The organism is Ruegeria sp. SCSIO 43209 (assembly GCF_019904295.1).
Classification (GTDB): domain Bacteria; phylum Pseudomonadota; class Alphaproteobacteria; order Rhodobacterales; family Rhodobacteraceae; genus Ruegeria.
Map to the genome: position 1 here is coordinate 2,517,381 of NZ_CP065359.1, position 24,910 is coordinate 2,542,290.

Consider the following 24,910-nt stretch of genomic DNA (forward strand, 5'->3'; position numbering starts at 1 on the left):
AGTCTTCTTGCAGACAGTATCGCACCTTGCAGCAATGTCTGATTTGTTCAACCACGTCATAGTTTTAGTTACGCCACGATAGGCAGCAATGAGCTGATTGATGGGAAGTAATGGGTAGAAAACTGCAATCATTACATCTTTCCCGTAAGTCCCAATCTGTCGAAACATGGAGTCCGGCAGACAGGGTCATTGAACACGTTCAAGCGTCGGGCTTAGTTGAGCCAACGCGTTGACCACGCCAAACAACTCTTTTTCGAATGAAAGCAAGGCATCGGACTTCGCATCCACGATCGGGTAAAGCAGGCCAAACGTCATCCAGCGTTCAGGCGTCACCGGTACAAGTGCTAGTTTGTCCGAATTGGTTTGGGCGACGACCAACTCGTCCGCAACAGTTACACCAGCACCCTCTGCAACAAGCGAGCACGCGAGTTGAGATGCTGCCACTTCGCAAGTTTGCTTTGGTGTGACACCAGCAGAGTGAAAAATATCGTCCAACTGGTCGCGCAACAACAGACCGTGCATCAAGCGTATGATAGTTTCTTCCGCGAGATCACTCGCCGTAATTTCTTCTCGGATGGAAAGAGGATGATCCAATGGTAAGACCGCTTGTGCTCTCACTCTCAACAAAGGTTTAGTGACAATGCCCGGATGATCGACGGGCAAAGCACCAATACCGATATCGTATTCTCGTCCGGCCAACCATTTCCCCGCTTCACGTCTTGCCCGGACATCAAGGTTGATATTGGTGCCGGGGCTGGCCTTCATGAATCGCGCTACGGCCGGGGCTGACAGCGACTGCGCAATTCGGGGCATGGTTACAATCCTCAGAGTTTCCGTGCGACCTGCCCGGATTTCGGCAGCGATCCGAGGAACTTCATCAAGGTTGTCCAGGATGCGGCCTGCCTCGCGGTAGAACGCCAACCCTTCGGGTGTCGGGGTCAGATTGCGGCCGCTGCGGTCAAACAGCGTCAGCTTGAGTTCGGCCTCGAGCCCCGAAATCAAGCGGCTGATCGCAGGCTGGCTAAGGTGCAGAATCTCGGATGCGGCGACTAGCGAGCCTTCGGACAATGTTGCGCGAAAGGCGCGTAGGGCCTTGATGTTCATCAATCCATACTTTCAATTTTTGCAAGAGTAGATAACATATTTGCATTTTTTACAATTGATGTTTTCGCGTAATTTGATCCCAAGCGAATTTGGGAGGTTACTCATGAAACGCAGAACGCTTCTTGGTGCTGTTATTGCCGCCATAGCCGTCACCACGACTGCCACCGCAACCTTTGCAGCGGATTGGCCAAAACGACCAATCAACCTGGTTGTTCCCTACAAGGCCGGGGGCGGTACTGACGCCTATGCCCGCGCCATCTCGGCCGCAGCGGAAGGCACGCTGGATGTGCCCGTTGTTGTGGTCAACAAGCCGGGGTCGGGCGGCCTGAATGGGGCCAATGCGGTGGTTGGCGCACGGCCCGACGGGTATACTCTGATGATGACATCCGGAGGATCGTTCCTTTTGTCGACGATGACCCGAGATACTGACATTGATGCATTGGAGAGCTTCGATTTTGTCGCTCAGGTAGGACAATTGCAGACGTCGCTTATGGTACCAGTCAAAAGTCCGTATCAGACCGTTCAGGATTTAATTGACGCGGCCAAGGCCAATCCCGGCGAGCTGCGTTGGGCACACTCGGGGCGTGGTGGATTCCACCACGTCGGTGGGTTGGGCTTTCTGGCCAGTAACGGGATTGACGCCCAGGATGTGCCGTTCAAAGGCGGCGGGCCGACCCGGGCTGCCCTGATCGGCGAGCAGGCTGATTTCGGGTTCCTTGGCGTTCAGCAACTTGCTGGTTTTCAAGAGCAGTTGAGGGCACTGGCCGTCAACAGTCAGGAGCGGGATGGGATCATGACTGATGTCCCCTCGTTTGGTGAGCTGGGCATTCCATTCGCTGCAGTATCATCCCCAGTGATCGTCTTTGCACCTAAGGGCACACCGGTAGAAGTGATTGCTGCGTTGGAGACCGCGCTGGAAGAAATTGCCGCCAAGCCAGAATTTGCGGAACTCCTTGCCTCACGCGGAACCGGCCCGGTCTACCAGAATGGAGCGGACGCAAAAACAACCCTATCCGCAATGAAAGAGGACGCCACTCCCTTGGTCCAAAGCCTGACCAACTAATGTCCTCATGGTCGGGTGAACAATGGTCACCCGACCCCCTTGTTCATGTTGATATCTCGGAGGAAAGACATGCGTGCCTATGCAGAAGGTCTGGTGCTTGCCCTCATCTCAATCTTTGCAATCTGGGGGGCCTGGCAAGTACCGGCCGCATCTCCGGGCGATACATGGGCCGGGATTGTGCCATTCTCCGCCGCTCTCGCTCTACTTGCTCTGTCCGGTGTTATGGTGTTGATCGCAACGCGCCAGACGGCGGGTGATACAAGTGACGATCAAGACAGCAACGCGACTTTACAGATCATAGGTCTGTTTATCATCGCTATGCTGTACCAGCAGTCGTTCCGCTGGTTCGGCTACCTGCTGCCGACTGCGATCGTGACGCCGATCGTCCTCTACATTTTCGGCGTACGCAGTCGGATCGGATTGGTTTTGTCGATCGTTCTTTGCCCGCTGGTCTTCCATCTCATCTTTTTTGTCCTGCTGGGTGTGTACCCGCCATATGGCGAAGTTTTCGACCTTCTCAGCTGGATTCAGGGGTAAAACATCATGGAGATCTTTCCTGCACTTCTGTCGGTGGTGACTGACCCTACATTGCTCTTTGCCATAGTACTTGCAGCGGCGGTTGGGATGGTGGTTGGTGCGACACCTGGCCTGACTGCCTCTGCGGCTATCGCGATGTTGCTTCCAATCACCTTTTATATGTCGCCGATCTTTGCGTTGGCATTTCTGTATGTGATCGGCAAGTCCGGTCGGTACGGCGGCTCGATCGCAGCAATCCTGTTCAACACACCCGGAACAGCGGCCAGTGCAGCGACTCAGATCGATGGCTATCCGTTGGCACGAGCGGGCAAAGCAGGAAAAGCTATGAAAGTGGCGACAATCTCGTCCGTCATCGGCGACCTGATGGGGGATGTCCTGCTGGTCATCGGTGTAGGTTTCATTGCGGCCGTCGCACTGAAACTCGGCCCGCCTGAGACTTTCGCCATCTACTTTGCCGCTTTTGTCGTAATAGGTTCTGTCATTGGCACTTCCATCGTCAAGGGTCTGGCATCGGCCTTGATGGGCATCCTGATCGCCATGGTCGGGCTGGACCCGATTTCGAGCGAAGAGCGCTATACATTCGGATCGTTCGATCTATCCAATGGCATCGGCTTGGTACCCCTGATGATAGGTGTTTTTGTATTGGGCGAAGTATTCGCGCAGCTAGAATCCCGCCGCAAGGCTACCGGAGAGACCAAAGAGAATGAAACCACAGCGGATGGCAACAGTCTGACCTGGGCGGAATACAAACCCTGTCTTCCGCACGCATTGCGTGGTGGGTTTATCGGCGCAGGCATCGGAGTATTGCCCGGCCTGGGATCGGCGATCGCGGCGTTCATCTCTTATGGAGAAGGCAAACGCCGCGCAAACAACTCCGAGATGTGGGGCAAGGGGGCACTAGAAGGCGTTGCCGCACCTGAGGCTGCCAATAATGCTGTGTCCGGTCCATCAATGGCTCCATTGCTGACGCTGGGCATTCCAGGTTCGACCATCGGGGCAATATTGCTGGGCGTTTTCCTGATCCACGGCATTCAGGTTGGTCCGACCTTATTCCTGACGGATAAGGAGCTGGTGTACAAACTTTTTGCATGCGGCATGCTGGGTATTCTGGCTTATGGCTTGATCGGTTACTTCGGCGCCACACGAGTTGCCCGCCTGATCCTGAAGATTCCGACCAATGTGCTGTATCCACTGATCTTCCTAACCGCGTTTGTGGCGGCCTATTCAGCCCGTGGATCGATGTTTGACGTAACCGTCATGACCGTAGCGGGGTTCGCCGGCTGGCTGATGCGGAAATACGACTTCAACGTTGCAGCGTTCGTAATTTCCTTCGTGCTGGCTAAGGGTGCCGAGGAAACCTTTCGCCAATCCCTACTGATGTCCGAAGGCGGCGCACTGATATTTGTCGAACGCCCCATAGCTCTTGCGTTCATCATCGTCGGCTTTGCTGCCATGGCGTTCCGAATCCGAGTTATCGTCAAGGAACGCCGCATCTCTCGTGGAGGGCTCGAAGATGCTTGAATACAGTATCTACCGAGATTGCTTTTCCAGCGCCCATATGCGGTCGATCTGGTCTGAACACGCCACGATATCCGCCTGGCTCAAGGTCGAACAGGTTCTTGCGGCGCATCAAGCTGCGGCTGGTCTAATCCCGATTGAGGCTGCTGAGGCAATTGAGGAGATTTCGATCTGCGATCTGAACCATGAGGAATTGCGGAAAGAGATGATGTTTGTTGGCCGCCCCATCGTAGGACTGGCCAAACAGTTGCGCCAACTATTGCCAGAACACTCGGCCCATGTGCACTATCGTACGACCACGCAGGATGTGATGGACACGGCGTTGGCGATGCAGATGAAACTGGGGCTTGAGCAAATACAAAGCACCCTCGGCGATGTCATGGCTGCGATCGCTCATCATGTTTCCGCCCATCCAGACACAATGATGATGGGAAGAACCAATGGTCAGCATGCTGTGCCCATTCGTCTTGCGACGAAGCTTGAAGTCTGGAGATCTGAACTGGGTCGGCGGTCTGAGGCACTTCAAGAGGCAGCAAAACGTGGATTGAATGTTCAGATTGGTGGCCCCGTCGGAGACTTGCGCGGATATGAAAATGGCATTGGTCGCCAGATTAAACAGGATGTTGCTCATTCACTCGGTCTGAGCGTCGTCGAACCGCACTGGCAGAACGCTCGTGACGGTATCGCTGACATCGTCACCGCCCTTGGCTCGCTTTGCGGGACGCTGTGCAAAATCGCCCACAACGTCAATCAACTGTCATCATCCGACATCGGTGAATTCGCCGAAGTTCATGAACCTGGCAAAGGATCGTCTTCAGCGATGGCCCACAAACGAAATCAACGCGCATCGGAATTTGGGGAGGCCGTCGCTCGGCTGGGACGCCAACGGGCCGGACAAATAGGTGAACTGACCCATCATGAGCATGAACGATCCGGTGGCGTCTGGATTGGGGAGTGGATCGTTGTTCCCGAGGTCTTTCTTTTGACTTCCGGCGCGCTGCATTGGTCGGAACGGATGTTCAAGAGTTTAGTGACCGATACTAACGCGATGGCGCTGCTGGTTTCGTCTTATCGCTCTGTGAATAGTATCTATCATCTAGATAGATCATAACTAAACACATCGCATCCTGACTTGTAGAAGCGTGGCAGAACAGGGATGCCACTATGACCAAGAAGATCACAATCATCGGTGCCACAGGCCATTTGGGGCATCGCGTGACCGCGAAACTTGTTGAGAAAGGTGCAGAAGTAACTGCCATCGTGCGTGATCCTGAGGCGGCAAAATCAATGCTTCCCACGCAGGTTCGGCTTATCCAGGGCGACGTGTCGGACTTGGCCAGCCTGAGATCAGCCCTTCACGGCACTGAGACGCTGTACATTACGCTGAATAGCGAATCTCTGGACACCACCGCACCATTTCACACAGAGCGGGAAGGCGTAATCAACATTATCGCGGCAGTAAAAGAGATCGATGTTCAGCACATCATGCAAATTGCAGGGGTCGACTACGCTTATCCGCAGTTTTCGACCGAGGGCATGGCCTATGGCACCAACGCGATACGCACGGGCGGGATCAATGCCATCAAAGCATCTGGCATTCCTTATACTTTTTTCTTTTGCTCCTTCTTTTTGGATTCATTGCCCAAGCTATTGATGGACAATCAATTGGCCGTAATCGGAAATCACATTCATCCAATCTGGTTCACCAATTCCAGCGATCTTGCAGAACTCGTCCACAATGCCATCGGTAACGATGCTGCCAAAAACATGGAATTTGCCGTGAAGGATCAACAGGCCGTCACGTATACCGAAGCGGCCAAAGAATTCTTCGATTCTTTCGCCCCCGAGGCGGAGGTGTATGAGTTACCCATGGATGCTCTTGATGAAATGGGGCTGCCGGAAGAGCAGGCCGTTTTCATCGAACACGTTTTGACGTTTGTGCAACAGTTGCGGGAAGAGCAAGTGGACAGAGAAACCCGTGGGATTCTTGGAGCGCCAAAACACACCATTACCTCATTCGCCGAGGAGCTTCGAAATGAGGCTTAAGCCACGTTGGAATTTTGAATAACGGCTTTTTCAGCGAGCAACTCCTTAAGCCTTACCGTCGCTCGACCTATAGGCCTTTCGAAAGACCAGATCATATCCACCGAGCGTTCGGCGTAGTTCTTGGTCTCGAATTGCAGTGGCAGGATTTTTAACGCTCCGGTCTGAACAAAGACGTCCACCGCGTGCAATGGCAGCGCCGACCACCCTAGGCCGGCCTGCACAAGATCAATGGCTTCCGATGCAGTGCTGACCTGCCAAATAGACGACGATGCCTTAAGGATAGCGCTGTTGGGATTATCGGCTTCCTTCAATAATATCTGACGATGTCGTCGCAATTCTTCCCAAGAGACTGACGACATTTGAGCAAGCGGACCTTCGGGATGGCTGACACACACCAGCCTGAGCGTGCCCAATGAGCAAAAGTCTAGTGCCTGGGGGATGCCCTCAGGTTCCAGAATAACCCCCAAATCCACCACACCATCGACGATCAATCGCTGAATCTCAGCGGCAGTAAAGGCACGTATCTCCACATCGACAGAAGGAAATTCTTCACTGAAGCTGCGAATGATCTCTCCCAGATTGGCCAGTTTGATGTGCGGCGCCATGGCGAGGGTAACGCGGTTTTCCAATGTCATGGACTAGGCATCTGCAACCGCTAGAAAACGGCTGCGCCGTTCCAACAGAATTTCGGCCGGTGAGATCAACGCCTCTCCTGCTTTGGTAAGCGAGGGATATCTTCGGCTGCGATCAAAAAGCTCGACATCCAGATCGACCTCTAGATTGGCGACCAAAGTGCTGATCACCAATTGTGCTTTGTTGCATTTTCTGGCTGCGGCGGAAAAGGAAACTTCATTAAGGGTAGTAACGAACGCCTCCAACTGCTCGAATGACGCGCGCATCAGAACCCTCTTTCCATCTATCTATCATCATTATGGTAATCAGCTTTATGGATCGCAACAACAGACCGTTACTTGCCCAACGACATGAATTGAGGAGAACATTCATGAGCTTTGCCGGTCGGATTGTTCACGCGGCGTTGTTCGAGATCTTTGTGCTTATAAGTATTGCCCTACTACTTCCGCTAATCACATATATCGACGCGCAGAAAACATTGATGCTTGGGGTGTTCTTCTCCTTGGCAGCGATGCTTTGGAACGTTGTCTTTAATATCACGTTTGATTGGTCGCATTTCAAACTGGTCAATCAGTCCAATTCTTCTGTTTCGAGCTATCGCAACTGACCAGTGATTACGCCCAATGCGTATGCCTTTATGCTGATGAAGGGATTCTCATCATCAGCTAAAGGAACAGATATGGGGAACCATTGGGCCAGTGATCTTCGATCCTGGTCCGTTGAGCGTCGTCAAAGTTCAGGTGTGCGACCTGAGCATTTGTGAACTCTTCTCGCATGGCATGGATTAATCCTGCGGGTTTTATGGCATCGGGAATCTCTGCCGCCTTTTCAACATGGGGCTCGACTGCTGTTTCGCCCAATTTGATCGCGGGCCCGAGCAGTGCGAATGCAGGATTGATCGACAGTGCTGCAATCGCACCAATGAATTCAGCGATGCCCGCGCCCCATTTCAATCTGACTGGTATTTTGGTGGCTGCAACAGCCTTTGCGTAGGCCTTAACCAGCGTCTCCATGCGCTCGCGCGCCTCTTGTTTGCTGGTTCCTCTCAAAGCTTCGACCGATGTCCAGGCACGCAAGGCGTTGCGGTGTTCCTGCACCTCAGGCATTGCGCAAAGATCAAGCGCGGCCTTGATCTGGTCTTGATGAGAGCGTGTCTTGCCCTCAGCAGTTTCGTGATGTGGAACCAGAAATTCCCAACCAAACGCGCGCAGCAAAGGTTCCTGCTCTGGAGTGTCATCAAGGAAAGCCTGAGGGCCATCATAGGCCGGGATAACTGCGACCTCGGTGAGAGGTATTCCCTTGATCAGCGCCCGGTTCCGTTTGGCATCCACGAAATCCTGAAGAACCCGACGGGTTAGGTGAAACGCAGGCGCATCGAAATCCTCTTCCTTTTGCGCTGCTTCGAATCCGGGCTGTTGCTGAAGATCGGCCACATCCATTTCGGCGTCCGTAGCGATCTTTCGTTTTTTCCACTCCATGTGGTGCGTGTTGTCCCAGGAAACCTCCATCAAACGTTCACTGGGAATCCAGCTTAGTATCTTGTCCTGGCGCACCGGGTTCCATTTTGCAGGCCAGGTCGTTCCTTGCGGTGGCCGGGGGATCACCAGTGTCTCGAAAAGCACCAACTCGGCGACGAAAGCGCTCGGTCGAAGGTGATCGCGCACTGACATAGTGCCCCAAAGCTGCGACGAATTGTTCATGGCATTTCTCCTGCAATCGTCTTGCAGATCAGGTTACCATCTTTGTGCACCAACCCAAGATGGTTGCTTGGGTATGCCCAAACAAAGCTGATGTAGCTTATGCAACAGGAATGCGGAAAACTCATCTCGCCGCGCTCGCAATTCCGCGCCACCATTTCTAATAGCGCCCAAAATGCCAAGCGTTGTCGCGAACGACTGGTCAGGCAATGCAGCGGTGCGATAGGACGGTATTTCCCGAAAATCCGGTCGCACCATTCTAGGCCATCAATGTGAATGTCCGCGTAGAGGATATTCATGGCTTCCTAGTCTGATGGCTCTCTTCTTCAGCAACACAGTGATTACATCCGTGATGGCGTTGCAAATTCGATGCCAGTCGTACGGCGCTAACCGTTACATACCTGCAGCTACAGCTCCGCATTGACCGAGAGCCTCGGGTGAGCGGCGATAGCAAAGCAAAGGTGACCGCGCCTTCCGATTTAGCTGGCAGATTTTTGCGGGAATCGGCAATAAATGCTACGATAGCTTTGTTGGCAGGATCGCCGCTGGGTCTCTCCGGCCATCGCGCTTCGTTATTCTTTTTTTATTACAACAAGTTCTTTTTTTGCCGTTCGGCCGGGCGATCCGGGGCTTCTGGCCCAGCGTTTTAGAATGATTTTGAACGGAGGCAGACATGCCCGAAACAGTATTTGAACGCGCGCCAGACGGCGCAATCATTGGACTTCAGCATCATGGCGACCCTCTTGGAGGGCGTTCAAAAGGAACCAGCGCGCTGGATGTGGCGCAGGCTTATGCCGCCGAAGTGGCGGGGCTTTACCGGATAAAGCCTGATTTTCTTGACAGGCTCGGCGAGAGTGTTTCAGGCAAGTACAATCGCGAGGAGGGCAGCAAGCTACGGCTGGAAGAAGCCAAGGCAGTACAGTCTTTTCTGGTCTACACCTTTCGTCAGACCCATCACGGTGTTCCGGTCTGGGAGCGCGGTCTGACACTGCGCATGGCCGGCCCAGACAATGTGGTCACCGGTTCGTCCTCAAGTGTTGCTGCCGATATCGAACTCAGCAACGCCCCTACTGCGCCTGCTGGCCGCGACAAACAAGCTGGCACGGTTCTGCGCGAAGCTGTGAAAGGGGCCAAGTTCACAAAATTCAAGGTTAATGACACCCGGGACTTTGTCTATCGCTACGACGCAGAACATCGCCTGCCACACAAAGAACCGGGCGAGATCGAAGGGGCCGAGTTAACCCCGCTGCCAGAGATTGGTCGTGTACCAAAGGGCATCAAGGACGGCGAATGGCGTTTCGTAAGCCTTGTGCATTTTGGCTGCAAAATTCCCGACTACGGAGAGCTGAACTGGCGAGCATTGGTCGATTGGGAAACCGGCGCGGTGCTTTACATCCGGCCATTGGTGGGGTGTGTTTCGGGTTACGTCTTCACAGACGACCCGATATCACTTTCAGGAGATTCAGAGCTTGATCCGACGGCCCCGGTTGCGCTTTTGGATGCGCAACGCGAACTGGTGGCGCTGGAACGGTTGATATTACCGGGCGGTGGCGCACCGGTGGAACTAAGCGGCGAATTGGTGGCGGTACGGGATCTCGACACACCAAACATCGCCCCACCGACTGAAAACGCCGGTGCAGCATCGATCTTTGATTATCCCGCCGACAGCGACGATTTCGCGGCGGTCTGTGCGTACTACAACCATGATTTCCTGTATCGCTTCGTCCAGTCTTTGGGCTTCGATCTGCCCAGCTATTTCGACGGGGTGACCTTCCCAGTGGATGTTGATCACCGCTGGTTCAATCCCATTGCAGGACCGGTGAATGCTCAGGCGCCAGGCAATGCCATAGGCAATGGTGTGCTACGCTTTCGTTATGCGCTTGCGGCAAATGGCTCCACAGTCGGCATGGCCACAGACTCGCGCGTATCGGCGCATGAATTCGGGCACGCGGTGCTATGGGATCATCTCAATTGGCCCAATTTCGGCTTTTGTCATGGCTTTGGTGACGCGCTGGCGGCAATACTCTACGATCCTCAAGGTATTGCGCCGGATCGTTTCCGTACCTTCCCCTTCAGCAACCTGATCACCCGGCGATGGGATCGGTCGGTCGCCTCGGGTTGGGGCTGGGGTGGCACGATGGACGTGGGCGGATATCGGTCAACCGAGATCAATGCCACTACTTTGGGCCGAATCTATCGATCTCTCGGAGGTGATTCCACAGAACTAGACGACAGGCTGCATGCCAGCCGCTACACGATCTATCTGATCCTGCAGGCGGTGCCGCTTTTGGCCGGGATCGTGCCCAACACAGTCGAAGGTTTTTCCCGCGCCTTGCAGGAATCAGACGAGAACACCGCTCAATTCGACGGTGCAGCCGGAGGCTGGGCACACAAAGTGGTACGCTGGGGCTTTGAGAAACAGGCGCTCTACAACGGATCCCCGCCTGATGTTGACGTCTTCATTGATGACGGACGACAGGGTGAATACCCTTGGCACCAACCGGGCAACAATGCTCCCGGCATCTGGAATCGGCACCGTCCTGACGGCGGCACCGACCACGAGACTCCGCGCCGCTGCGTCGAGAATTATCTGTATTTCCGGATCGGCAATCGCGGCAACTACCCAGCCCAATCAGTGACTTTGTCACTAGCCCGCGCGACCGAAGGCAAGGGCACCACATGGCCGGATGACTGGGATCCGCTGATCGTAGGCGAGCCCATCGGCCAGTCAGTGCATTGTGGCGACGAAGTGATCGTCGGCCCGATCCCATGGTGCCCCGAGGACCTGTGTGAGGAATACATTCTTGCCAGCGTGGATACGCCAGAAGACCGCAGCAATGTCGAGACGATCGCAGGCAGTCTGCCTGTCGATCGACTGGCGCTTGGTGACAACAACGTCGCCCTTCGCCGAATGGAGGTTAACCGTGCCGAAGATGACACCCCTTGCTGCGAGGAGGAAGAACCGAAGATGACCTATCGTTACGCTGTCAAGTTCGTCTGCGGCTGTTCCAAGGGCCGCATTTTGTCCCAGGGCCGCTATCACACAGCAATCAACATCGGAAACGGCAGCGGCGATGCTGTGCGTTTTCGTAAACGGGTGTCGTCGGCCTTGCCAAACGAAAAACCGGGCAACGTCTCGGCCAGAACGAAGAACAAACTCGGTCCCTGGGAATCGATGGAGATCGATTGCGAAGATGTGGCACGACACCTGCGGGTGGCCGAATGCTGTTTCTTGAAAGGGTTTGTCTTTATTGACAGCGAGACACCGCTGGACGTGGTCGCGGTCTACACCGCTGCCCATGGTGAAGGCGAAGTGGAAACCATCGATGTCGAACCGGTCGTGCCTCGGCTGATCAAAAAGGTACCGCCCCCGCCACCGCCACCTCCGCCGCCGCCCCCACCCGAGGACAAGCCGGACCTGATCCCGGTGCAGCCCTTCCCTCCCGGCCCGCCACCCTTCCCGGCTTGGTATTGTGAGGAGCCGCGCAAGTTGAGGATCATTGTGCGTAACATTGGTGCAGGGGCTGCCGGGCCTTCCACCACGCGGGTCGATTTCTTCCAGAGCGGCGTGGTGGTCGATCTGCCGACACCAGCACTGGGGCCAAACGGGGATGAGACCACGCTATCGCTCGAATTCCCGGACGAGGTCAAAGGTGGCGAGCAGATCCCCTTCAAGATCACCGTCAATGCCAATCCGGCCGATGGTGTGACGGAGACAGACACCACCAACAACAGCGACTCTTCCTCCTGCGGCCTGGCCAGCTAAAGCAAACTGGGGGTGGCCCGGGCCATTATCGGCCCGGGCTGCGCGATCTAGAGGTGCCGGTCGCTAGGCTGAATCATGATCGTGATTGCGCTCTACATACAGGAGGGCAATTTGCTTCAACGACACCAAGATGGGACCGCCCTGTCTGATCCCAAAGTCAGACCTCAAGCTGCGATTTAACTTTACTTTTCCACCGCTTCCCAAGGGGCGACAGGGTCGCCGCAGCCTAGTAACTATCTCTTCTCCGTTGCGCATCCTTGATAAGAGCAGCAAGCCGATAGAAACCGTGGGCCATCTTGGTGTAGGGCGTCAGCAGGAAGAATGTCAGGACCGATCCAAGATGAATAGCAAGCAACGCGGGCATCAAAGCCGTTGATCCGAAAGCGTAAAGAGCAAGTCCGCTAAAACCGACGAATCCCAGCAACAGGATGAAACCGATATCGCCGCCCCATGCCGAAGCATCACCGAGATTACGATCGGACCTTTGCTTGAGAATTACCATGGCGCAGCAACCCACTGTCAACATCACACCGCCGGAAATTCCGAATAGTTTGGGCAAAGACCAGAACCCGTAGGGCGCGTGAATTCCAAAGCCATAATGCATAACCGTTGCAATCGAGGTCGACGCGAAGCAAAGCAGGAAGCCATACATGATCGCGTGGTGAATATGACGTCGCGCCTGACTGAACCGGTCTTCGTCTTCAAAATTACAACCTTCACCATGACCTGCGGCAAGATCCTGCATTTTACCCGCTCGTTTGAAGGCGGTCAGCAGGTCCGCCATTTTGATGGGTTTTCCCCCCACCTCGGCCCAATAGCGCCTTAGGCTGATAGCAATGCTAAAGAGTGGCAGCAAGAATGCTGGAGCAAAAATCGCAACCATCGCATTATGCGACAGAACGGCATAAAACCCGTCCCCTCCGCTGGAACCTATCGCGCGAATTGCCCAGAACAACAGGGCAAATCCGACCACAAGTGCCAGCGCGATCGCCCCGCCATGGGTGTGAAATCGGCGCGCCAACGGCTGCGGCCATGCGAAGCTTTCCCAGCTGTCCCTCCGTACCTCGGCCAGAGCCTTCGGCAAATTCAGGTCGAACTCGTGCGGGGCTGTGTACTGGCAGGCGTAGTAGCAGCCGCGGCAGTTGTGGCACAGGTTGGCCAGTTGCGTGATGTCCCCATCCGAGAACGCGCGTTCCGCATGAAGCGACGGAAAGACCGAGCAATAGCCCTCGCAATAGCGGCAAGCGTTGCAAATTTCAGCCTGACGGCGGGCTTCCTGTATCAATTCAGTTTGCATAAGCGGCGGCCTCACGTCCTGCGATGCGTCCAAAGACGGTTCCGATGGTCATGCCGAAACCGGCTAGATAGCCTTGCCCAAGGATCGAGCCCGCCATGGTTTCGCCAGCCGCCCACATGTTTTTGATCTTGCCGTCGGCGCTCGAACATTGCGCGGCATCGTCGACTTTGAGGCCCAAATAGGTGAAGGTTACGCCCGTACGCAGCGAATAACCGTAAAATGGCGGCTCGGTGATCGGACGCGCCCAGTTGGTCTTGGGCGGGTTCAAGCCAGATGTTGAAACGCCGTCCAGCTCTGTCGGATGAAAGGCGCTGGTGTCTCCGCAGGCGGCGTTGAATTCAGCGATTGTTGCGGTCAACTTTTCGGCAGGCAGGCCCATCATCCCGGCCAGTTCTTCCAACGTATCTGCCTTCAGCGGTGGAAACACCGACGGCATGAACAGATTCAACGAATTGGCGTCGATGATCACATAGCCAACTTGATCCGGTTGGGCTGCCACCAAGCGTCCCCAGATTGCATAGCGCTTGGGCCAGACATCCTCGCCCTCATCGTAGAAGCGCTCGGCATCCTTGTTCACGACGATCGAAAACGGCACGCAATCCAGACGGGTGACAATACCACCGTCAAATTTCGGTGCACGCCCATCGATAGCAACGGCGTGGCATTGGGTCGGGTCGCCAACACTCTCGACGCCTTGATCCAGAAGATCAGCTAGGACCACGCCTCGGTTATAAGGAGTGCCTCGGATCAGAAAGTTTTTTGCAGGCTCACCCCATGCACGGGTCAGCCAATCCGTATCGGCCTGAAACCCGCCCGAGGCGACGATGACTGCTTTTGGCATTATCCGGTGGGTTTGACCTTCATAGGTATAGTCGACCCATTCGATCCGATCCCCGTTCAGCTCCAAATGCGTGACGGCGGCTTCATACAAAACATCGATACCCAAACCCGCCGCAGTTCGGTAATAAGCATTCACCAGAGACTTCCCGCCTCCCATAAAAAAGGCATTTGTCCGTGCCAAAGAAAGTGTTCCGGAAAGAGAGGGTTGAAACCTGACACCGTGCTCTTCCATCCATGGCAGGCATTCCTCGGAAGTGCGGATCGCAAGGCGGGCCAGATGCTCGTCAGTTTTGCCGCCGGTGACCTTCATCAAGTCCGCGAGATATTCGTCTTCGCTATACTCTTCGATCAACGGGCCCAAAGGGCCACCATGCATGCAGCGAAAATTGCGCGTATGGCGCGAGTTTCCTCCGCGATAGGGTTTTGGCGCGGTTTCCAGTATCAGAACGCGGGCACCGGCTTCGGCGGCGGTCATCGCGGCGCATAGAGCAGCGTTCCCGCCACCGATCACAGCGATATCGTAAGCTTCCTTTTGGGTGGCCATATCCTGTCTACCTAGTGATTTTCGTCGGTTGTCCGATCGCGTTCCTGCAACGCCCGGATACGCATTCGTTGTGCGGCCTGAATATGCCCGCGCATTTCTGTCTCGGCCGCCGCGCCATCACGTGCCTTCAGCGCGGCCATGATACGCCGATGTTCAGCGACTGCCGCTTCGGCCCGATCCCCGTCCAACAATTGCGACGGCCCAAGGATCAGCAGCGCCTTCTGCAAGGACAGCATGGATTTCGCGAGAAATCGGTTCTTGGCTGCATCCAAAAGCGTGGCGTGAAATATCCGGTTGATCCGAGCCGCGTCTGGACCTGTGCCAGCCTCGGCCAATCGATCATTCAAAACATCCAACTCGTCCAATTCGACATCCGACGCCGCACGCGCTGCTAGACGGGCCGCAGTGCCCTCGAGCACTGCGCGCATCTCATAGAGTTCCATCACCTCGGCGTAATCCAGACTGCGGACGGTCGCGCCCTGCCGCGGTACATGCGTGACCAGGCCGTCGGTCTCCAGCTGCCGGATCGCCTCGCGCACCGGTGTTCGGCTGACACCCAACCGTTCAGACAGCTCAATCTCGCGCAGGCGCTCGCCGGGCAGAAGGGTGCCCTCGCGAATCTCATCCAACAAGCGTTGATACGCCGAATTGCCTTGCGGGCCAGGCTGTAAGGGGTCGTCCTGAATGGTCATCGCGTGCTCACTTGTCTTCTTGCGTCCATTTGTATACATTTGGATACATAGTGAGTCAATATTGTCGGAAGCTGCACTTTGCCCACCCAGAACAAAACACCTTCTCTCCTCGCAAAGCGGGCCCTAACACTGGGCTTGGCACTTCTTGGCACAGGGCTATTCTGGGCGTTGGATCTGCCATTGCCTTTTCTGTTCGGCCCGATGAGCGCGTGTCTGATTGCGGCTCTGGCTCATGCGCCAATGGAAGGCTTTGGTCAGGTCTCGATTGCGGCGCGCACCATACTTGGCGTGGCTGTGGGGGCTTCGATTACCCCAGCCCTATTTGCAGAACTGCCGAAGATGGCAGCGTCGATTGCACTGATCCCGTTCTTTATCCTGCTGATCGCGCTGGTCGGAGTGCCATTCTTCCGCAAGGTCTGGGGCTTTGATACCACGACCGCGTTTTACGCGGCCATGCCCGGCGGATTGCAGGATATGATCATCTTCGGGGCCGAGGCTGGCGCTAACCCGCGAACGCTGTCCCTGATCCACGGAACCCGCGTTCTGATTATTGTAACGCTGGCCCCTCTGTTTCTTACGGTGTTTTACGACGCCCAACTCACTAACCCAATCGGAGAACCCGCGCGCAACCTGCCGATACATGAATTGGCGCTGATGGTTCTTGCTGCCTTTGTCGGCTGGAAAGGCGGTGAGCGGATCGGCTTGTTCGGAGCGTCGATTCTAGGGCCAATGATCCTGACGGCTGCGTTGTCACTGGGCGACTTCATTCACACCCGACCGCCTCGCGAGGCCATCCTTGCAGCTCAGTTCTTTATCGGCTGCGGTATCGGCGTGAAATTCGTAGGTGTCACATGGGTCGAACTACGCCGTGTGGTAGCGGCGGGATTCGCCTATGTCATTGTCCTCGCCGTTCTGGCGGCCGCTTTCACTGCCGTTGTCACCACCTTGGGGCTGGGCCAACCGGTCGAGGCATTTTTGGCCTTTGCCCCCGGCGGGCAGGCAGAAATGACAGTTCTGGCCATCGTCTCAGGCGCGGATCTGGGCTTTGTGATCACGCATCATCTGACAAGGATCGTGTTGGTAATCATCGGTGCGCCGATAGCGGCCAACCTTATCCTGCGCTGGTCCAAACCTCGGGGTTGATCATGTGAACCGGAGCGCCTGCAGCGTAGGCGTTCACTTGATCGAAAATGTCCGAAAATTGCAGATCGAACTCATCCTCGGTCACAAAGCCGATATGCGGCGTCGCAATCAGATTTGGATGCGAAAGCAAGGGGTCTTTCGGATCATTGAGGGGTTCGGAATCGAAGACATCGATTGCGGCCTTCCCGGGATGACCGGCATTCAGCGCCCCAAGCAATGCCCCTTTTGCAATAAGGCCAGCACGAGATGTATTCACAAACAGTGATCCCGGCTTCATGTGTGCGAAGTCCGACGCAGTAATGATGCCGTTTGTGCCTGGCTTCAGGCGAACATGGATCGAGACAACATCGCTGTTGGCAAAGAAAGCTTCGCGGTTCGCGGCGACCTGAACACCATCTGCCTGCGCCCGAACCCGACCTTCATCTGAGGACCACCAGACTACATTCATTCCAAATGCCTCGGCGTAGCCCGCGACAGCGCGTGCGATACGGCCATAGCCGTACAGTCCCAGCTGCCGCCCTCTCAGCGTCTTGCCAACTCCGGCCTGCCACCGCCCCGCTTTGACCGAGGCCATCTGCGCCGGTAAATCGCGCATCCCGGCCATGATCAGCGCCCAAGTGAGTTCGGCTGCAGCATACGAAGGCGTTCCACCATGCATGTTTGAACACAGCAGAACACCGTTGTCCGAGCATGCCTGCACATCAACGTGCGGATACACGCTGCGCTGACTTATCAATCTCAGGTTCGGCAGCTTTTCGATCAAGTCGCGGGTTACCTTGGTGCGTTCGCGAAACAGAACCAACGCCTCGGCCTCCTGCAACCGTGCCGCCAATTCATCGGTATCCTCGACATGATCTGTCCAGATCTTCACTTCGTGGTCGGATAGCTTTCCAAAACAAGGCAAGCCCTGCAGTGTATCAAACCAATCATCCAGAATGTGAACCTTCATCGACTTTCCACACCTTGCCCGGTGTTCAGTTTTCTTGGCGTCGGCACAAAATGCAGCGTATCGAGTGCTGCAAGCGCATTGCGGACCCGCTCGCTTTGATCCAGCAAATGGTTGAACTGCTCATCGCACCCGGCGATCGGCGTCGGGTATTCCGCAATATCCCGCCGCAGGACCGACTGCGCCAGCCTGAGTTCCTGACGCGCAATATCGAGGCATTCAGAATAATTGTTCATCGTGGCACCTTCATATTGTATACCTTAGTATACATAACAGAGATCCCAGTTTCAACTGCCGCTCCACACAGAGCCGGGTATGTAAACATGCCCATCTGCAAGCTTTCGCGCAGTCCGCACCAGACCAGCAGAGTTTACGTTGAAGTCCCCGTCATTCGAGAAGTCCACCAGCACATCAATCTTTCCAGAAGCGTGTTCCAGCACAACTTCAGCTGGGCTTGCCTTAGGTCGGTCCAACAACCCATCAGCGACGGTTCCGGGCGTCAAAGCACAAGACGCCATGCACTGCGCACCCGTAACGGCCATTGTCGGGTGAGTTTTCCATGGCATGAAATACCGAACTGCAAGGGTTCCGCCCTCTTTGGCTGGTGCCAACAGCCCGAATTTGGGGGTTACCGATTTCGATACATCCCCCATACCCATCAGTTCCCCGGCTTCGATCCGAACTGCCTCCATCCGGGCAAAGAAAGAGCGGTTGGCGTCCAGTTCTTCCGCGCTTTCATACCCAGTTAGTCCAAAATCGGTGGCGCGGGCCATAGCCATAGGCATGGCAACATCCATACAGGTTAGCTCGACCCCTTGCACCGTATCGCGCAGATTTCCGGTGGGCAGAAATGCACCCGTTGCCGAACCCACAACTCCCATAAAACTCAGTTGTACCGGTGCAGATTGCCCAGGAACTCCGGCAATCTCGGCATCGCCCTCATAGGCCAGTTCACCACCCGGGGTCTGCACTTTGGCAACCACTCGCGCACCCGTATTAACTGCGCGTATCCGGACCACGGTCTCATCGCCTTGAGGCTGAAACAAACCCATTTCAATTGCGGCAGGAGCGACGCCGGAAAGAATGTTTCCGCAAGTTGGCTTGAAGTCGACCAGCTTTTCCTCAACCGAAACCTGCGCGAAGAAATAATCGATATCGGCCCATTCATCATCGCTGACAGATAACATGGCTACCTTGGTCGTCACAGCAGTACCGCCACCGATTCCGTCAATGTTAAACGCCTGCCCGGCCCCTAGGGCAGCGACCAGCACATCAGCCAACGTGTCCATATCCACGGGCAGGTCAGAGCGACGAAAATAGGGCCCCCGCGAAGTACCGCCACGCATGAAAATATACGGGATTGCTGTCTGGGTCATCTCGAACCCCTCCTCTACAAACCGTCAAAAACTGTTGTGTTTTCAGCTTTGTCCGACCTGACTGCTTCGCAGGCCGGACCTCTGTGGAGCATTCATTTCAGTGGCCATGGCAGGCTCACCATGTCTTGCAACAGTCCCGGTGGGAAATCCCGGTTCAGAGCGCCTGCCATGACGCACATTAAACCGATGCCGCAGGCTGTCAGGATCAGCGTCATCTGCCAGCTTGAACCGGCTCGAATGCGGAAGAAGGCAATCAGAAACCCGATCAGGGCTAGGATGAAACCAACAACCCACGTTGCCGCGATAAGACCTGCAAACCACGCCAACGTCGACCAAAGCCCATGCGGAGCGCTCGCATCTTCACCGGCAATTTCCTTATCGGCAAAGATTGCATCACCCTCGGGTCTCCGCATCATCTGGATCAGCAGGATCACGCAGCAGAACAAGGACACACTGCCGATCACCAACGGGATGATCTTGTCGGTCATGTTGTAGTCTGGGATCATGTTGGCGTTGATCAATGCCGCGATTAGGTAGGCCATGATCACCAGCAGGAAGATCAACGGCGCGCGCTTGCTGCCAGACTGGACTTCACCTTCGGCCATGATCATCTTAGCCTGCCGAATTCCTAAAATGACCGAAGCCACGGTGACCAAGATCAGAACAATCACGATCGGGCTGAAGACATACTCCATGCCCTCACCAAAGCTTTTGCGGAACCGGAATGAGGCAATCTGGAACGCCTGATTGGTAAACTTCTCAACCGGGTTCGACAGCACGAACCCAATAAGAAAGGCCGGACGCGACCAATCGAACCGGCGCAGGAAGATCCCGATCAGGCCAATCACGAACAGCGCCAGAAGGTCTTCGAAGTTCTGACCGGACTGGAAGGCTGCAAAGCTGATCAGCATGAACAGGAAAGGTGCCAGATAGGTGAAGCGGATCGTTGTCAGCTTAGCGATGCCTCCGGAAGCCGCGATGCACAGGATGGTGCCCACGACGTTAGCAAGCGCCAAAAGCCAAACGATCGAATAGGTGATGTCGAGATTGTCCTTGAGCATGCTTGGACCGACCTCGATGTCGCCAGACCCCAACAGAGCCACTGCGCCGATGAAGATCGCCATCGAGCCCGAGCCGGGAATGCCGAACAGTAGCGTAGGCACCAGCCCGCCGCCTTCCTTGGCGTTGTTTGAGCTTTCCGGCCCGATGACGCCACGCACTTCGCCCTTGCCGAAGTTGCTTTTATCTTTGGTCGATTGAACCGAATGGCCGTAAGCGATCCAGTCGACGACCGAACCGCCTAGGCCGGGAATGACGCCAACGACCACCCCGATGATCGAGCAGCGAACAGACAGCCAGATATTCGCGGCCCAGTCTTTGACGCCGTCCAGCCAACCCGCCCCCAGCGAAGCCCCTTTGGCAATCGATCGATCCTGCCGCAGCAGCGAGACGATTTCGGGAACGGCAAAGATGCCCAATCCAACGATGACCAGCTTCAAACCATCTGTCAGATACGGAATGTCATAGGTTGCCATACGGAGCGAACCGCCAGCGTCCGCCTCACCAATTGTGCCAACCATCAACCCAAGCCCAGCAGCTGCGACGCCCTTTAAGGGGATGCGCCCAGCCAGAATGGCAACCATGGAAAGGCCGAGGATGGTGATCATCAGCATCTCTGGTAGACCAAACGCCAGAACGATGGGCCGCGCGACCAGAATGAACATTGTTAGGAAGGTTGCGCCGACCAAACCGCCAAACAGCGATGAAGCGAACGCGGCAGATAGTGCCCGCGCAGCCTCACCCTTCTTCGCCATTGGGAAGCCGTCCAGGACAGTTGCCTGAGAGGCGGAACTGCCGGGGATCCCCATAAGAACAGAAGCAAAGGTGTCAGAGGTCGGAACAACGGCGACCATCCCGATCATCAGCGCCAAACCAAGGATTGGGTCCATCCCGAACATGAAAGGCAGCAACAGGGACAAACCGGCAATACCGCCAAGTCCCGGGAAAACACCTACGGCCAGTCCCATAACGACACCGAGAACAAGATATCCCAGTACGATAGGTTGCAGGATCAAACCCCACGCATCATTGAGCGCAGGAAGAGCGGTGGCGAAAACCTCCATAGCGGCCGCCTTTCATATACTGTCTTGTGTTTGAAAAAGCGCGCACCCGACATTGGGGTGCGCGCTGTGGTGTGTGGGTTTAGTTCAGCTCGACACCGTAGGCTTCTTTGAGCCAGTTCAGAACGTAGCCTTTGGCATTGTCGTCGACGTTTGTCGCGGTTTGCAGCGCCGCCTTGGAACCGTCGCCCACAAATACCGGGTACTTACCGACGCGTTTGGACGAAATATCAGCAAAGTCGCCGCGCTCGGTCACAGCCTGAAACGCTGCGGTGTAGGCGTCGACCACTTCCTGTGGTGTATCACCAGGCAGAAAAGCCAACTTCTGAACCGGGAAACCCGCGACAAAGAACGCTTTCCAAGCGTCCCACGCCTCGCCACTGGTTTCACAACCATCCGTTGCCTCGCAAACCTCTTTGAAGGTTGGAATATCAGGGAAGGTCGGGTCGCGGACGATGTTTCCATCGGCATCCAGCGCCCCCCAGGTCATCATCGGCACAGCCTGACCGGCCTCAACCAGCGGGGCGGATCCACCCAAATAGCCGGATGAGGTCTGATAGTCGATGTTAGCTTCGCCACGTTCGAACATCAGACGACCATCGCCACGGCCTTTGATGCCGAAGACTGGCTCAACGTTCATACCCAGCATTTGCCATGCCAACAGCGGCACGAGATCCAGACGCGTTGCGCCCTGCGAGCCGTAGATGAAGTTCGTGTCTTTCAACGCATTTGCGGAGCCATCAAACTTGGCACCATCTTCTGCGTTCAAATAGGCGACACCTCCTGTCCCGGACGCCATAACCGGGATCCAGTCGTTGTATTCATAACGCACGCGCGGATCGCTCAGTAGATAAGGGAATTGAGTTGAACCGGAAGTGCCGAACAACAAGGTTCCATCATCGTGGCTTTGTTCCTGGAACCAGTTTGCGCCTTTGGTCGAACCAGCACCTGGCATGAATTTCACGACCACGGTCGGTTGACCCGGAAGAGCTTCGGACAGAAGCGGCGCAAAGAAGTTGGCCCATTTCGCCGAACCACCCGTTTCCGAGAACGGGATGACCCATTCGATGGTCTTGCCCGAGAAATCAACCTCGGCAGCGGCAGGTGCAGCGATACCGGCGGCGGCGATCAGCCCCACGACGGCGCGACGGGTGAAGTTGGAAATGGTCATTGGTTCCTCCCTGTTGACCAGACAATCACGTCATCGCCCCCGGCGCTACCGTGATCGCAAATAGAACTGTGGGGTTGATTCCCCCTCCCATCTGGCAATCATGGAGCGCCAACCTTGCGCGAAACTTGCGGGAGACCCGATGCGGATCGTCATAGTCGAGGACAATGAGCCACTCGCCAATGCCATTGCTTATCGCCTTCGTGACCGAGGTCATGCGGCAGATATACTGACTGACGGAGATGCGGCTGACCTTTACCTTCAACAAGAAGGCGCGGATTTGATCGTTTTGGATATCAACCTACCCGGCCGGTCAGGGTTGGACATCCTGAGGTCGCTTCGCGAACGTGGTGACAGTGCGCCCGTGATCCTGCTAACAGCGCGCACCGAAACAAGCGACCGGGTGACCGGTTTGGATATGGGCGCAGATGACTATCTGGTCAAACCCTTCGAAATGGACGAGTTAGAAGCACGCGTCCGAGCGCTTTCTCGGCGCAAAGAACTTGACTACGGAGCGCGGGAGAGCATCGGTAGCCTCGAATTCGACCGCGCATCGCGTCAGGTTAGTGTTCAGGGCGAAGTCATGGATATACCACGGCGGGAAATAGCGGTGCTTGAATGCCTGTTGGAGCGTCGGGGCAGAATTGTTCCTAAAAGCCAACTCACAGATTATGTCTATGGCGTTGGGGCCGATGTCGATGACTCAGCTGTTGAACCTCATGTGTCGCGGTTACGAAAACGCCTTCAGAATCTCGGCATTAAGATCAAGACAGCGCGCGGTCTGGGGTACCTTCTTGAGGTGCAGAAGTGATCAGGCACGGCTCCCTCAGGCTACGACTCTTCATTCTTATCCTGACGCCCTTGGTGTTGCTTGCGATCCTTCTTGGGCTTTGGCGCTTCATGATTGCCCAGGAAACGGCTCAGGAGCTGTTTGACGACAGCCTGCTATCTGCCGGTCTTGCAATTTCACGAGATGTCGCGATTTCAGGAGGTGACGCACTTTCGCCCACCACGCGCAGCTTGATCCGCGACGCGTCGGGCGGAGAGATCTTTTATCATGTTACGGGCCCGGGTGGCATCTACGTGACCGGCTATGCATACCCTCCGGCACCCGCGAACCCGTCTGCTCAAGAGGCGAACAGGCCGCAGTTTTTCGAAGCACCCTATCGCGACGAGCCGGTGCGAGTTCTTAAGCTGACAGAACGTGTGACCATAGAAAATTTGATAGGAGATGCGACGGTCACAGTTTGGCAACGTATGGCGGATCGCAACGCGTTTGCAAATGAGCTGTCAATCCGCGCAGGAATTCTCATGGGAATCCTACTTGCCACTCTGGCATTTGTGGTATGGTTCGGAGTTGCTCGCGGCCTGCGGCCCCTCCTGGATTTACAGGACGCAATCGACCTGCGCTCCCCAGATGACCTGAGTGAGATCAAACGCCCTGTACCGGTCGAAGTTCAAGGTGTCGTCAAAACCTTGAACCGACTCTTTGGACAGGTGGAAAAAAGTATCAATGCCCATCAGGTGTTCATATCCGAAGCCGCACATCAGCTACGGAACCCTGCGGCCGCCGTTCAGTCGATGGCCGAAGCGCTTCGAGATGCGAAAACCGATGAAGACCGCGATAAACGCATCATCGAGCTTGTCGCAGCGGCAAAGAACTCAGCAACAGTCGCTGAACAACTGCTATCACTTGAACGGCTCAGGCAACCGACGCACCAAGATCAAATGGTTGAAATTGATTTCCGCTCGGTTGTCGAAGAAGCCTGCGCAGAAATGGGAGTTCACATTCTTGCAAAAGGCATCGAGTTTGATGTCACGATGCCCGAGACGGCGGTCATAGTATCAGGTGATCAGGTGTTTCTAACTGAAGCTCTAAAGAACCTGTTAGACAATGCTGTTAAGCACGGTGGCGCTAAACTGAGCCGCATTTCAGTCGTCCTGCGTTCTGACGGCGGAAACGTTAGGCTTACTGTCGCTGATGACGGCGCTGGCCTTTCGCCCGACCAAAGCGAAGCTGCATTTAGTCGGTTCTCCCAGTTGGAATATTCCGAAGGCAGTGGCCTGGGTTTGTCAATCGTCTCTGCGGTGGCGCAGCGCCACGACGGATCAGTCTTAATCAACCAAGTCGAAAGAGGAGCGAGCGTTACGCTTGAGCTTCCGATAATCCTTTGAATTGTTTCGTTTTTGACAAATCCGGCACCTATCAGGAATGAAGTACATTATTTAAAATTGCTGCGAATGTAGGCTTTCCGCGCCCTTTTTTGCTGCGCCTGAGATGTTTACTAAACGAGCCGGCCCAGCGTGAGTTGGGGGCCCGCTTTGACGATGCGTGTCGTGCCAAGATCATCGTCATCAGGCCTACCGGTACTTTCAACTGCGACAAATGCGAGACCCTTTGGGATCAAACACTTGATCGA

Annotated in this window: 23 protein-coding genes; 10 read left to right on the forward strand and 13 right to left on the reverse strand. The window is 55.4% G+C overall.

The features are described 5' to 3' along the window. Positions 1-186 precede the first annotated feature (186 nt). Complete coding sequence (locus I5192_RS12680) at positions 187-1,104, reverse strand: LysR family transcriptional regulator (RefSeq protein ID WP_170818911.1); 918 nt, start codon at positions 1,102-1,104, stop codon at positions 187-189. Positions 1,105-1,207: 103 nt separating this feature from the next. Between I5192_RS12680 and I5192_RS12685 the strand changes: the two genes are divergently transcribed. The 5 genes from I5192_RS12685 to I5192_RS12705 all read left to right on the forward strand — a co-directional run bounded on the left by I5192_RS12685 (position 1,208) and on the right by I5192_RS12705 (position 6,268). Beyond that, a complete protein-coding gene (locus I5192_RS12685) occupies positions 1,208-2,167 on the forward strand; it encodes a tripartite tricarboxylate transporter substrate binding protein (RefSeq protein ID WP_170392720.1) in 960 nt (319 codons plus the stop codon). A gap of 69 nt (positions 2,168-2,236) precedes the next feature. Then, positions 2,237-2,704, forward strand: a complete 468-nt coding sequence (locus I5192_RS12690; RefSeq protein ID WP_170392721.1) for a tripartite tricarboxylate transporter TctB family protein — start codon at positions 2,237-2,239, stop codon at positions 2,702-2,704. Positions 2,705-2,710: 6 nt separating this feature from the next. Next, positions 2,711-4,225, forward strand: coding sequence for a tripartite tricarboxylate transporter permease (locus I5192_RS12695; protein ID WP_223116974.1), 1,515 nt, complete (start codon positions 2,711-2,713; stop codon positions 4,223-4,225). After that, a complete protein-coding gene (locus I5192_RS12700) occupies positions 4,218-5,333 on the forward strand; it encodes a lyase family protein (protein WP_223116975.1) in 1,116 nt (371 codons plus the stop codon). Before I5192_RS12695 ends, I5192_RS12700 begins: the two co-directional genes overlap by 8 nt. Before the next feature lie 53 nt (positions 5,334-5,386). Then, positions 5,387-6,268 carry an SDR family oxidoreductase gene (locus I5192_RS12705; protein WP_223116976.1) on the forward strand — a complete coding sequence of 294 codons (882 nt, stop codon included), beginning with the start codon at positions 5,387-5,389 and terminating at the stop codon, positions 6,266-6,268. Here I5192_RS12705 and I5192_RS12710 read toward each other — a convergent pair. Continuing rightward, positions 6,265-6,903: a substrate-binding domain-containing protein gene (locus tag I5192_RS12710; RefSeq protein ID WP_223116977.1), complete on the reverse strand. Its 639-nt coding sequence runs from the start codon at positions 6,901-6,903 to the stop codon at positions 6,265-6,267. The genes I5192_RS12705 and I5192_RS12710 overlap by 4 nt on opposite strands. 3 nt (positions 6,904-6,906) lie before the next feature. Further along, entirely contained in the window at positions 6,907-7,167 is a 261-nt protein-coding gene (locus I5192_RS12715) for a LysR family transcriptional regulator (protein ID WP_223116978.1), read from the reverse strand. 104 nt (positions 7,168-7,271) lie between these two features. Here I5192_RS12715 and I5192_RS12720 point away from each other — a divergent pair, with 104 nt between their 5' ends. After that, complete coding sequence (locus tag I5192_RS12720; RefSeq protein ID WP_223116979.1) at positions 7,272-7,508, forward strand: chlorhexidine efflux transporter; 237 nt, start codon at positions 7,272-7,274, stop codon at positions 7,506-7,508. Between the two features lie 58 nt (positions 7,509-7,566). Here the strand turns inward: I5192_RS12720 and I5192_RS12725 are convergent, their stop codons facing one another. Together I5192_RS12725 and I5192_RS12730 are read right to left on the reverse strand one after the other, a co-directional pair. Further along, positions 7,567-8,601 carry a hypothetical protein gene (locus I5192_RS12725; protein WP_223116980.1) on the reverse strand — a complete coding sequence of 345 codons (1,035 nt, stop codon included), beginning with the start codon at positions 8,599-8,601 and terminating at the stop codon, positions 7,567-7,569. Beyond that, positions 8,598-8,897 carry a hypothetical protein gene (locus I5192_RS12730; RefSeq protein WP_170402481.1) on the reverse strand — a complete coding sequence of 100 codons (300 nt, stop codon included), beginning with the start codon at positions 8,895-8,897 and terminating at the stop codon, positions 8,598-8,600. Before I5192_RS12730 ends, I5192_RS12725 begins: the two co-directional genes overlap by 4 nt. 374 nt (positions 8,898-9,271) lie before the next feature. Here I5192_RS12730 and I5192_RS12735 point away from each other — a divergent pair, with 374 nt between their 5' ends. Then, complete coding sequence (locus tag I5192_RS12735; RefSeq protein ID WP_223116981.1) at positions 9,272-12,364, forward strand: hypothetical protein; 3,093 nt, start codon at positions 9,272-9,274, stop codon at positions 12,362-12,364. A 226-nt stretch (positions 12,365-12,590) separates the two neighbouring features. Here the strand turns inward: I5192_RS12735 and tcuB are convergent, their stop codons facing one another. Genes tcuB through I5192_RS12750 form a run of 3 tightly spaced genes read right to left on the reverse strand, consistent with a single transcriptional unit; the run spans position 12,591 to position 15,737 of the window. After that, positions 12,591-13,661, reverse strand: coding sequence for a tricarballylate utilization 4Fe-4S protein TcuB (tcuB, locus tag I5192_RS12740; protein WP_223116982.1), 1,071 nt, complete (start codon positions 13,659-13,661; stop codon positions 12,591-12,593). After that, on the reverse strand, positions 13,651-15,045 hold the full coding sequence (gene tcuA, locus I5192_RS12745) for an FAD-dependent tricarballylate dehydrogenase TcuA (protein ID WP_223116983.1): 1,395 nt from the start codon (positions 15,043-15,045) through the stop codon (positions 13,651-13,653). The genes tcuB and tcuA overlap by 11 nt, the downstream gene beginning before the upstream one ends. 11 nt (positions 15,046-15,056) lie before the next feature. After that, positions 15,057-15,737 (reverse strand): GntR family transcriptional regulator, encoded by a 681-nt coding sequence (locus I5192_RS12750; RefSeq protein WP_170392730.1) that lies wholly within the window; start codon positions 15,735-15,737, stop codon positions 15,057-15,059. Positions 15,738-15,815: 78 nt separating this feature from the next. Between I5192_RS12750 and I5192_RS12755 the strand changes: the two genes are divergently transcribed. Next, the gene (locus tag I5192_RS12755) at positions 15,816-16,880 is read left to right on the forward strand and encodes an AbrB family transcriptional regulator (protein ID WP_170424977.1); all 1,065 of its coding nucleotides are present in this window, start codon (positions 15,816-15,818) and stop codon (positions 16,878-16,880) included. On the opposite strand, the gene I5192_RS12760 is transcribed toward I5192_RS12755, so the two are convergent. The 5 genes from I5192_RS12760 to I5192_RS12780 all read right to left on the reverse strand — a co-directional run bounded on the left by I5192_RS12760 (position 16,849) and on the right by I5192_RS12780 (position 22,493). Next, the gene (locus I5192_RS12760; protein ID WP_170392732.1) at positions 16,849-17,829 is read right to left on the reverse strand and encodes a D-2-hydroxyacid dehydrogenase family protein; all 981 of its coding nucleotides are present in this window, start codon (positions 17,827-17,829) and stop codon (positions 16,849-16,851) included. The genes I5192_RS12755 and I5192_RS12760 overlap by 32 nt on opposite strands. After that, a complete protein-coding gene (locus tag I5192_RS12765) occupies positions 17,826-18,062 on the reverse strand; it encodes a hypothetical protein (protein WP_170391780.1) in 237 nt (78 codons plus the stop codon). Before I5192_RS12765 ends, I5192_RS12760 begins: the two co-directional genes overlap by 4 nt. Positions 18,063-18,113: 51 nt before the next feature. Then, positions 18,114-19,202, reverse strand: coding sequence for a 4-oxalomesaconate tautomerase (locus I5192_RS12770; RefSeq protein ID WP_170597544.1), 1,089 nt, complete (start codon positions 19,200-19,202; stop codon positions 18,114-18,116). Positions 19,203-19,294: 92 nt separating this feature from the next. After that, positions 19,295-21,325, reverse strand: a complete 2,031-nt coding sequence (locus I5192_RS12775) for a tripartite tricarboxylate transporter permease (protein ID WP_223116984.1) — start codon at positions 21,323-21,325, stop codon at positions 19,295-19,297. Between the two features lie 79 nt (positions 21,326-21,404). Continuing rightward, entirely contained in the window at positions 21,405-22,493 is a 1,089-nt protein-coding gene (locus I5192_RS12780; protein ID WP_170402506.1) for a tricarboxylate transporter, read from the reverse strand. 139 nt (positions 22,494-22,632) lie between these two features. Here I5192_RS12780 and I5192_RS12785 point away from each other — a divergent pair, with 139 nt between their 5' ends. Further along, the gene (locus tag I5192_RS12785) at positions 22,633-23,301 is read left to right on the forward strand and encodes a response regulator transcription factor (protein ID WP_170424968.1); all 669 of its coding nucleotides are present in this window, start codon (positions 22,633-22,635) and stop codon (positions 23,299-23,301) included. A 53-nt stretch (positions 23,302-23,354) separates the two neighbouring features. Beyond that, positions 23,355-24,665 carry a sensor histidine kinase gene (locus I5192_RS12790; RefSeq protein ID WP_255611829.1) on the forward strand — a complete coding sequence of 437 codons (1,311 nt, stop codon included), beginning with the start codon at positions 23,355-23,357 and terminating at the stop codon, positions 24,663-24,665. Positions 24,666-24,910: the final 245 nt, after the last annotated feature.

Excerpts from the sequence above, each read along its gene's own strand:
- I5192_RS12680 (WP_170818911.1), bottom strand. The coding sequence starts at position 1,104 with ATGAACATCAAGGCCCTACGCGCCTTTCGCGCAACATTGTCCGAAGGC.
- I5192_RS12685 (WP_170392720.1), top strand. The coding sequence starts at position 1,208 with ATGAAACGCAGAACGCTTCTTGGTGCTGTTATTGCCGCCATAGCCGTC.
- I5192_RS12690 (WP_170392721.1), top strand. The coding sequence starts at position 2,237 with ATGCGTGCCTATGCAGAAGGTCTGGTGCTTGCCCTCATCTCAATCTTT.
- I5192_RS12695 (WP_223116974.1), top strand. The coding sequence starts at position 2,711 with ATGGAGATCTTTCCTGCACTTCTGTCGGTGGTGACTGACCCTACATTG.
- I5192_RS12700 (WP_223116975.1), top strand. The coding sequence starts at position 4,218 with ATGCTTGAATACAGTATCTACCGAGATTGCTTTTCCAGCGCCCATATG.
- I5192_RS12705 (WP_223116976.1), top strand. The coding sequence starts at position 5,387 with ATGACCAAGAAGATCACAATCATCGGTGCCACAGGCCATTTGGGGCAT.
- I5192_RS12710 (WP_223116977.1), bottom strand. The coding sequence starts at position 6,903 with ATGACATTGGAAAACCGCGTTACCCTCGCCATGGCGCCGCACATCAAA.
- I5192_RS12715 (WP_223116978.1), bottom strand. The coding sequence starts at position 7,167 with ATGCGCGCGTCATTCGAGCAGTTGGAGGCGTTCGTTACTACCCTTAAT.
- I5192_RS12720 (WP_223116979.1), top strand. The coding sequence starts at position 7,272 with ATGAGCTTTGCCGGTCGGATTGTTCACGCGGCGTTGTTCGAGATCTTT.
- I5192_RS12725 (WP_223116980.1), bottom strand. The coding sequence starts at position 8,601 with ATGAACAATTCGTCGCAGCTTTGGGGCACTATGTCAGTGCGCGATCAC.
- I5192_RS12730 (WP_170402481.1), bottom strand. The coding sequence starts at position 8,897 with ATGAATATCCTCTACGCGGACATTCACATTGATGGCCTAGAATGGTGC.
- I5192_RS12735 (WP_223116981.1), top strand. The coding sequence starts at position 9,272 with ATGCCCGAAACAGTATTTGAACGCGCGCCAGACGGCGCAATCATTGGA.
- tcuB (WP_223116982.1), bottom strand. The coding sequence starts at position 13,661 with ATGCAAACTGAATTGATACAGGAAGCCCGCCGTCAGGCTGAAATTTGC.
- tcuA (WP_223116983.1), bottom strand. The coding sequence starts at position 15,045 with ATGGCCACCCAAAAGGAAGCTTACGATATCGCTGTGATCGGTGGCGGG.
- I5192_RS12750 (WP_170392730.1), bottom strand. The coding sequence starts at position 15,737 with ATGACCATTCAGGACGACCCCTTACAGCCTGGCCCGCAAGGCAATTCG.
- I5192_RS12760 (WP_170392732.1), bottom strand. The coding sequence starts at position 17,829 with ATGAAGGTTCACATTCTGGATGATTGGTTTGATACACTGCAGGGCTTG.
- I5192_RS12765 (WP_170391780.1), bottom strand. The coding sequence starts at position 18,062 with ATGAACAATTATTCTGAATGCCTCGATATTGCGCGTCAGGAACTCAGG.
- I5192_RS12770 (WP_170597544.1), bottom strand. The coding sequence starts at position 19,202 with ATGACCCAGACAGCAATCCCGTATATTTTCATGCGTGGCGGTACTTCG.
- I5192_RS12775 (WP_223116984.1), bottom strand. The coding sequence starts at position 21,325 with ATGGAGGTTTTCGCCACCGCTCTTCCTGCGCTCAATGATGCGTGGGGT.
- I5192_RS12780 (WP_170402506.1), bottom strand. The coding sequence starts at position 22,493 with ATGACCATTTCCAACTTCACCCGTCGCGCCGTCGTGGGGCTGATCGCC.
- I5192_RS12785 (WP_170424968.1), top strand. The coding sequence starts at position 22,633 with ATGCGGATCGTCATAGTCGAGGACAATGAGCCACTCGCCAATGCCATT.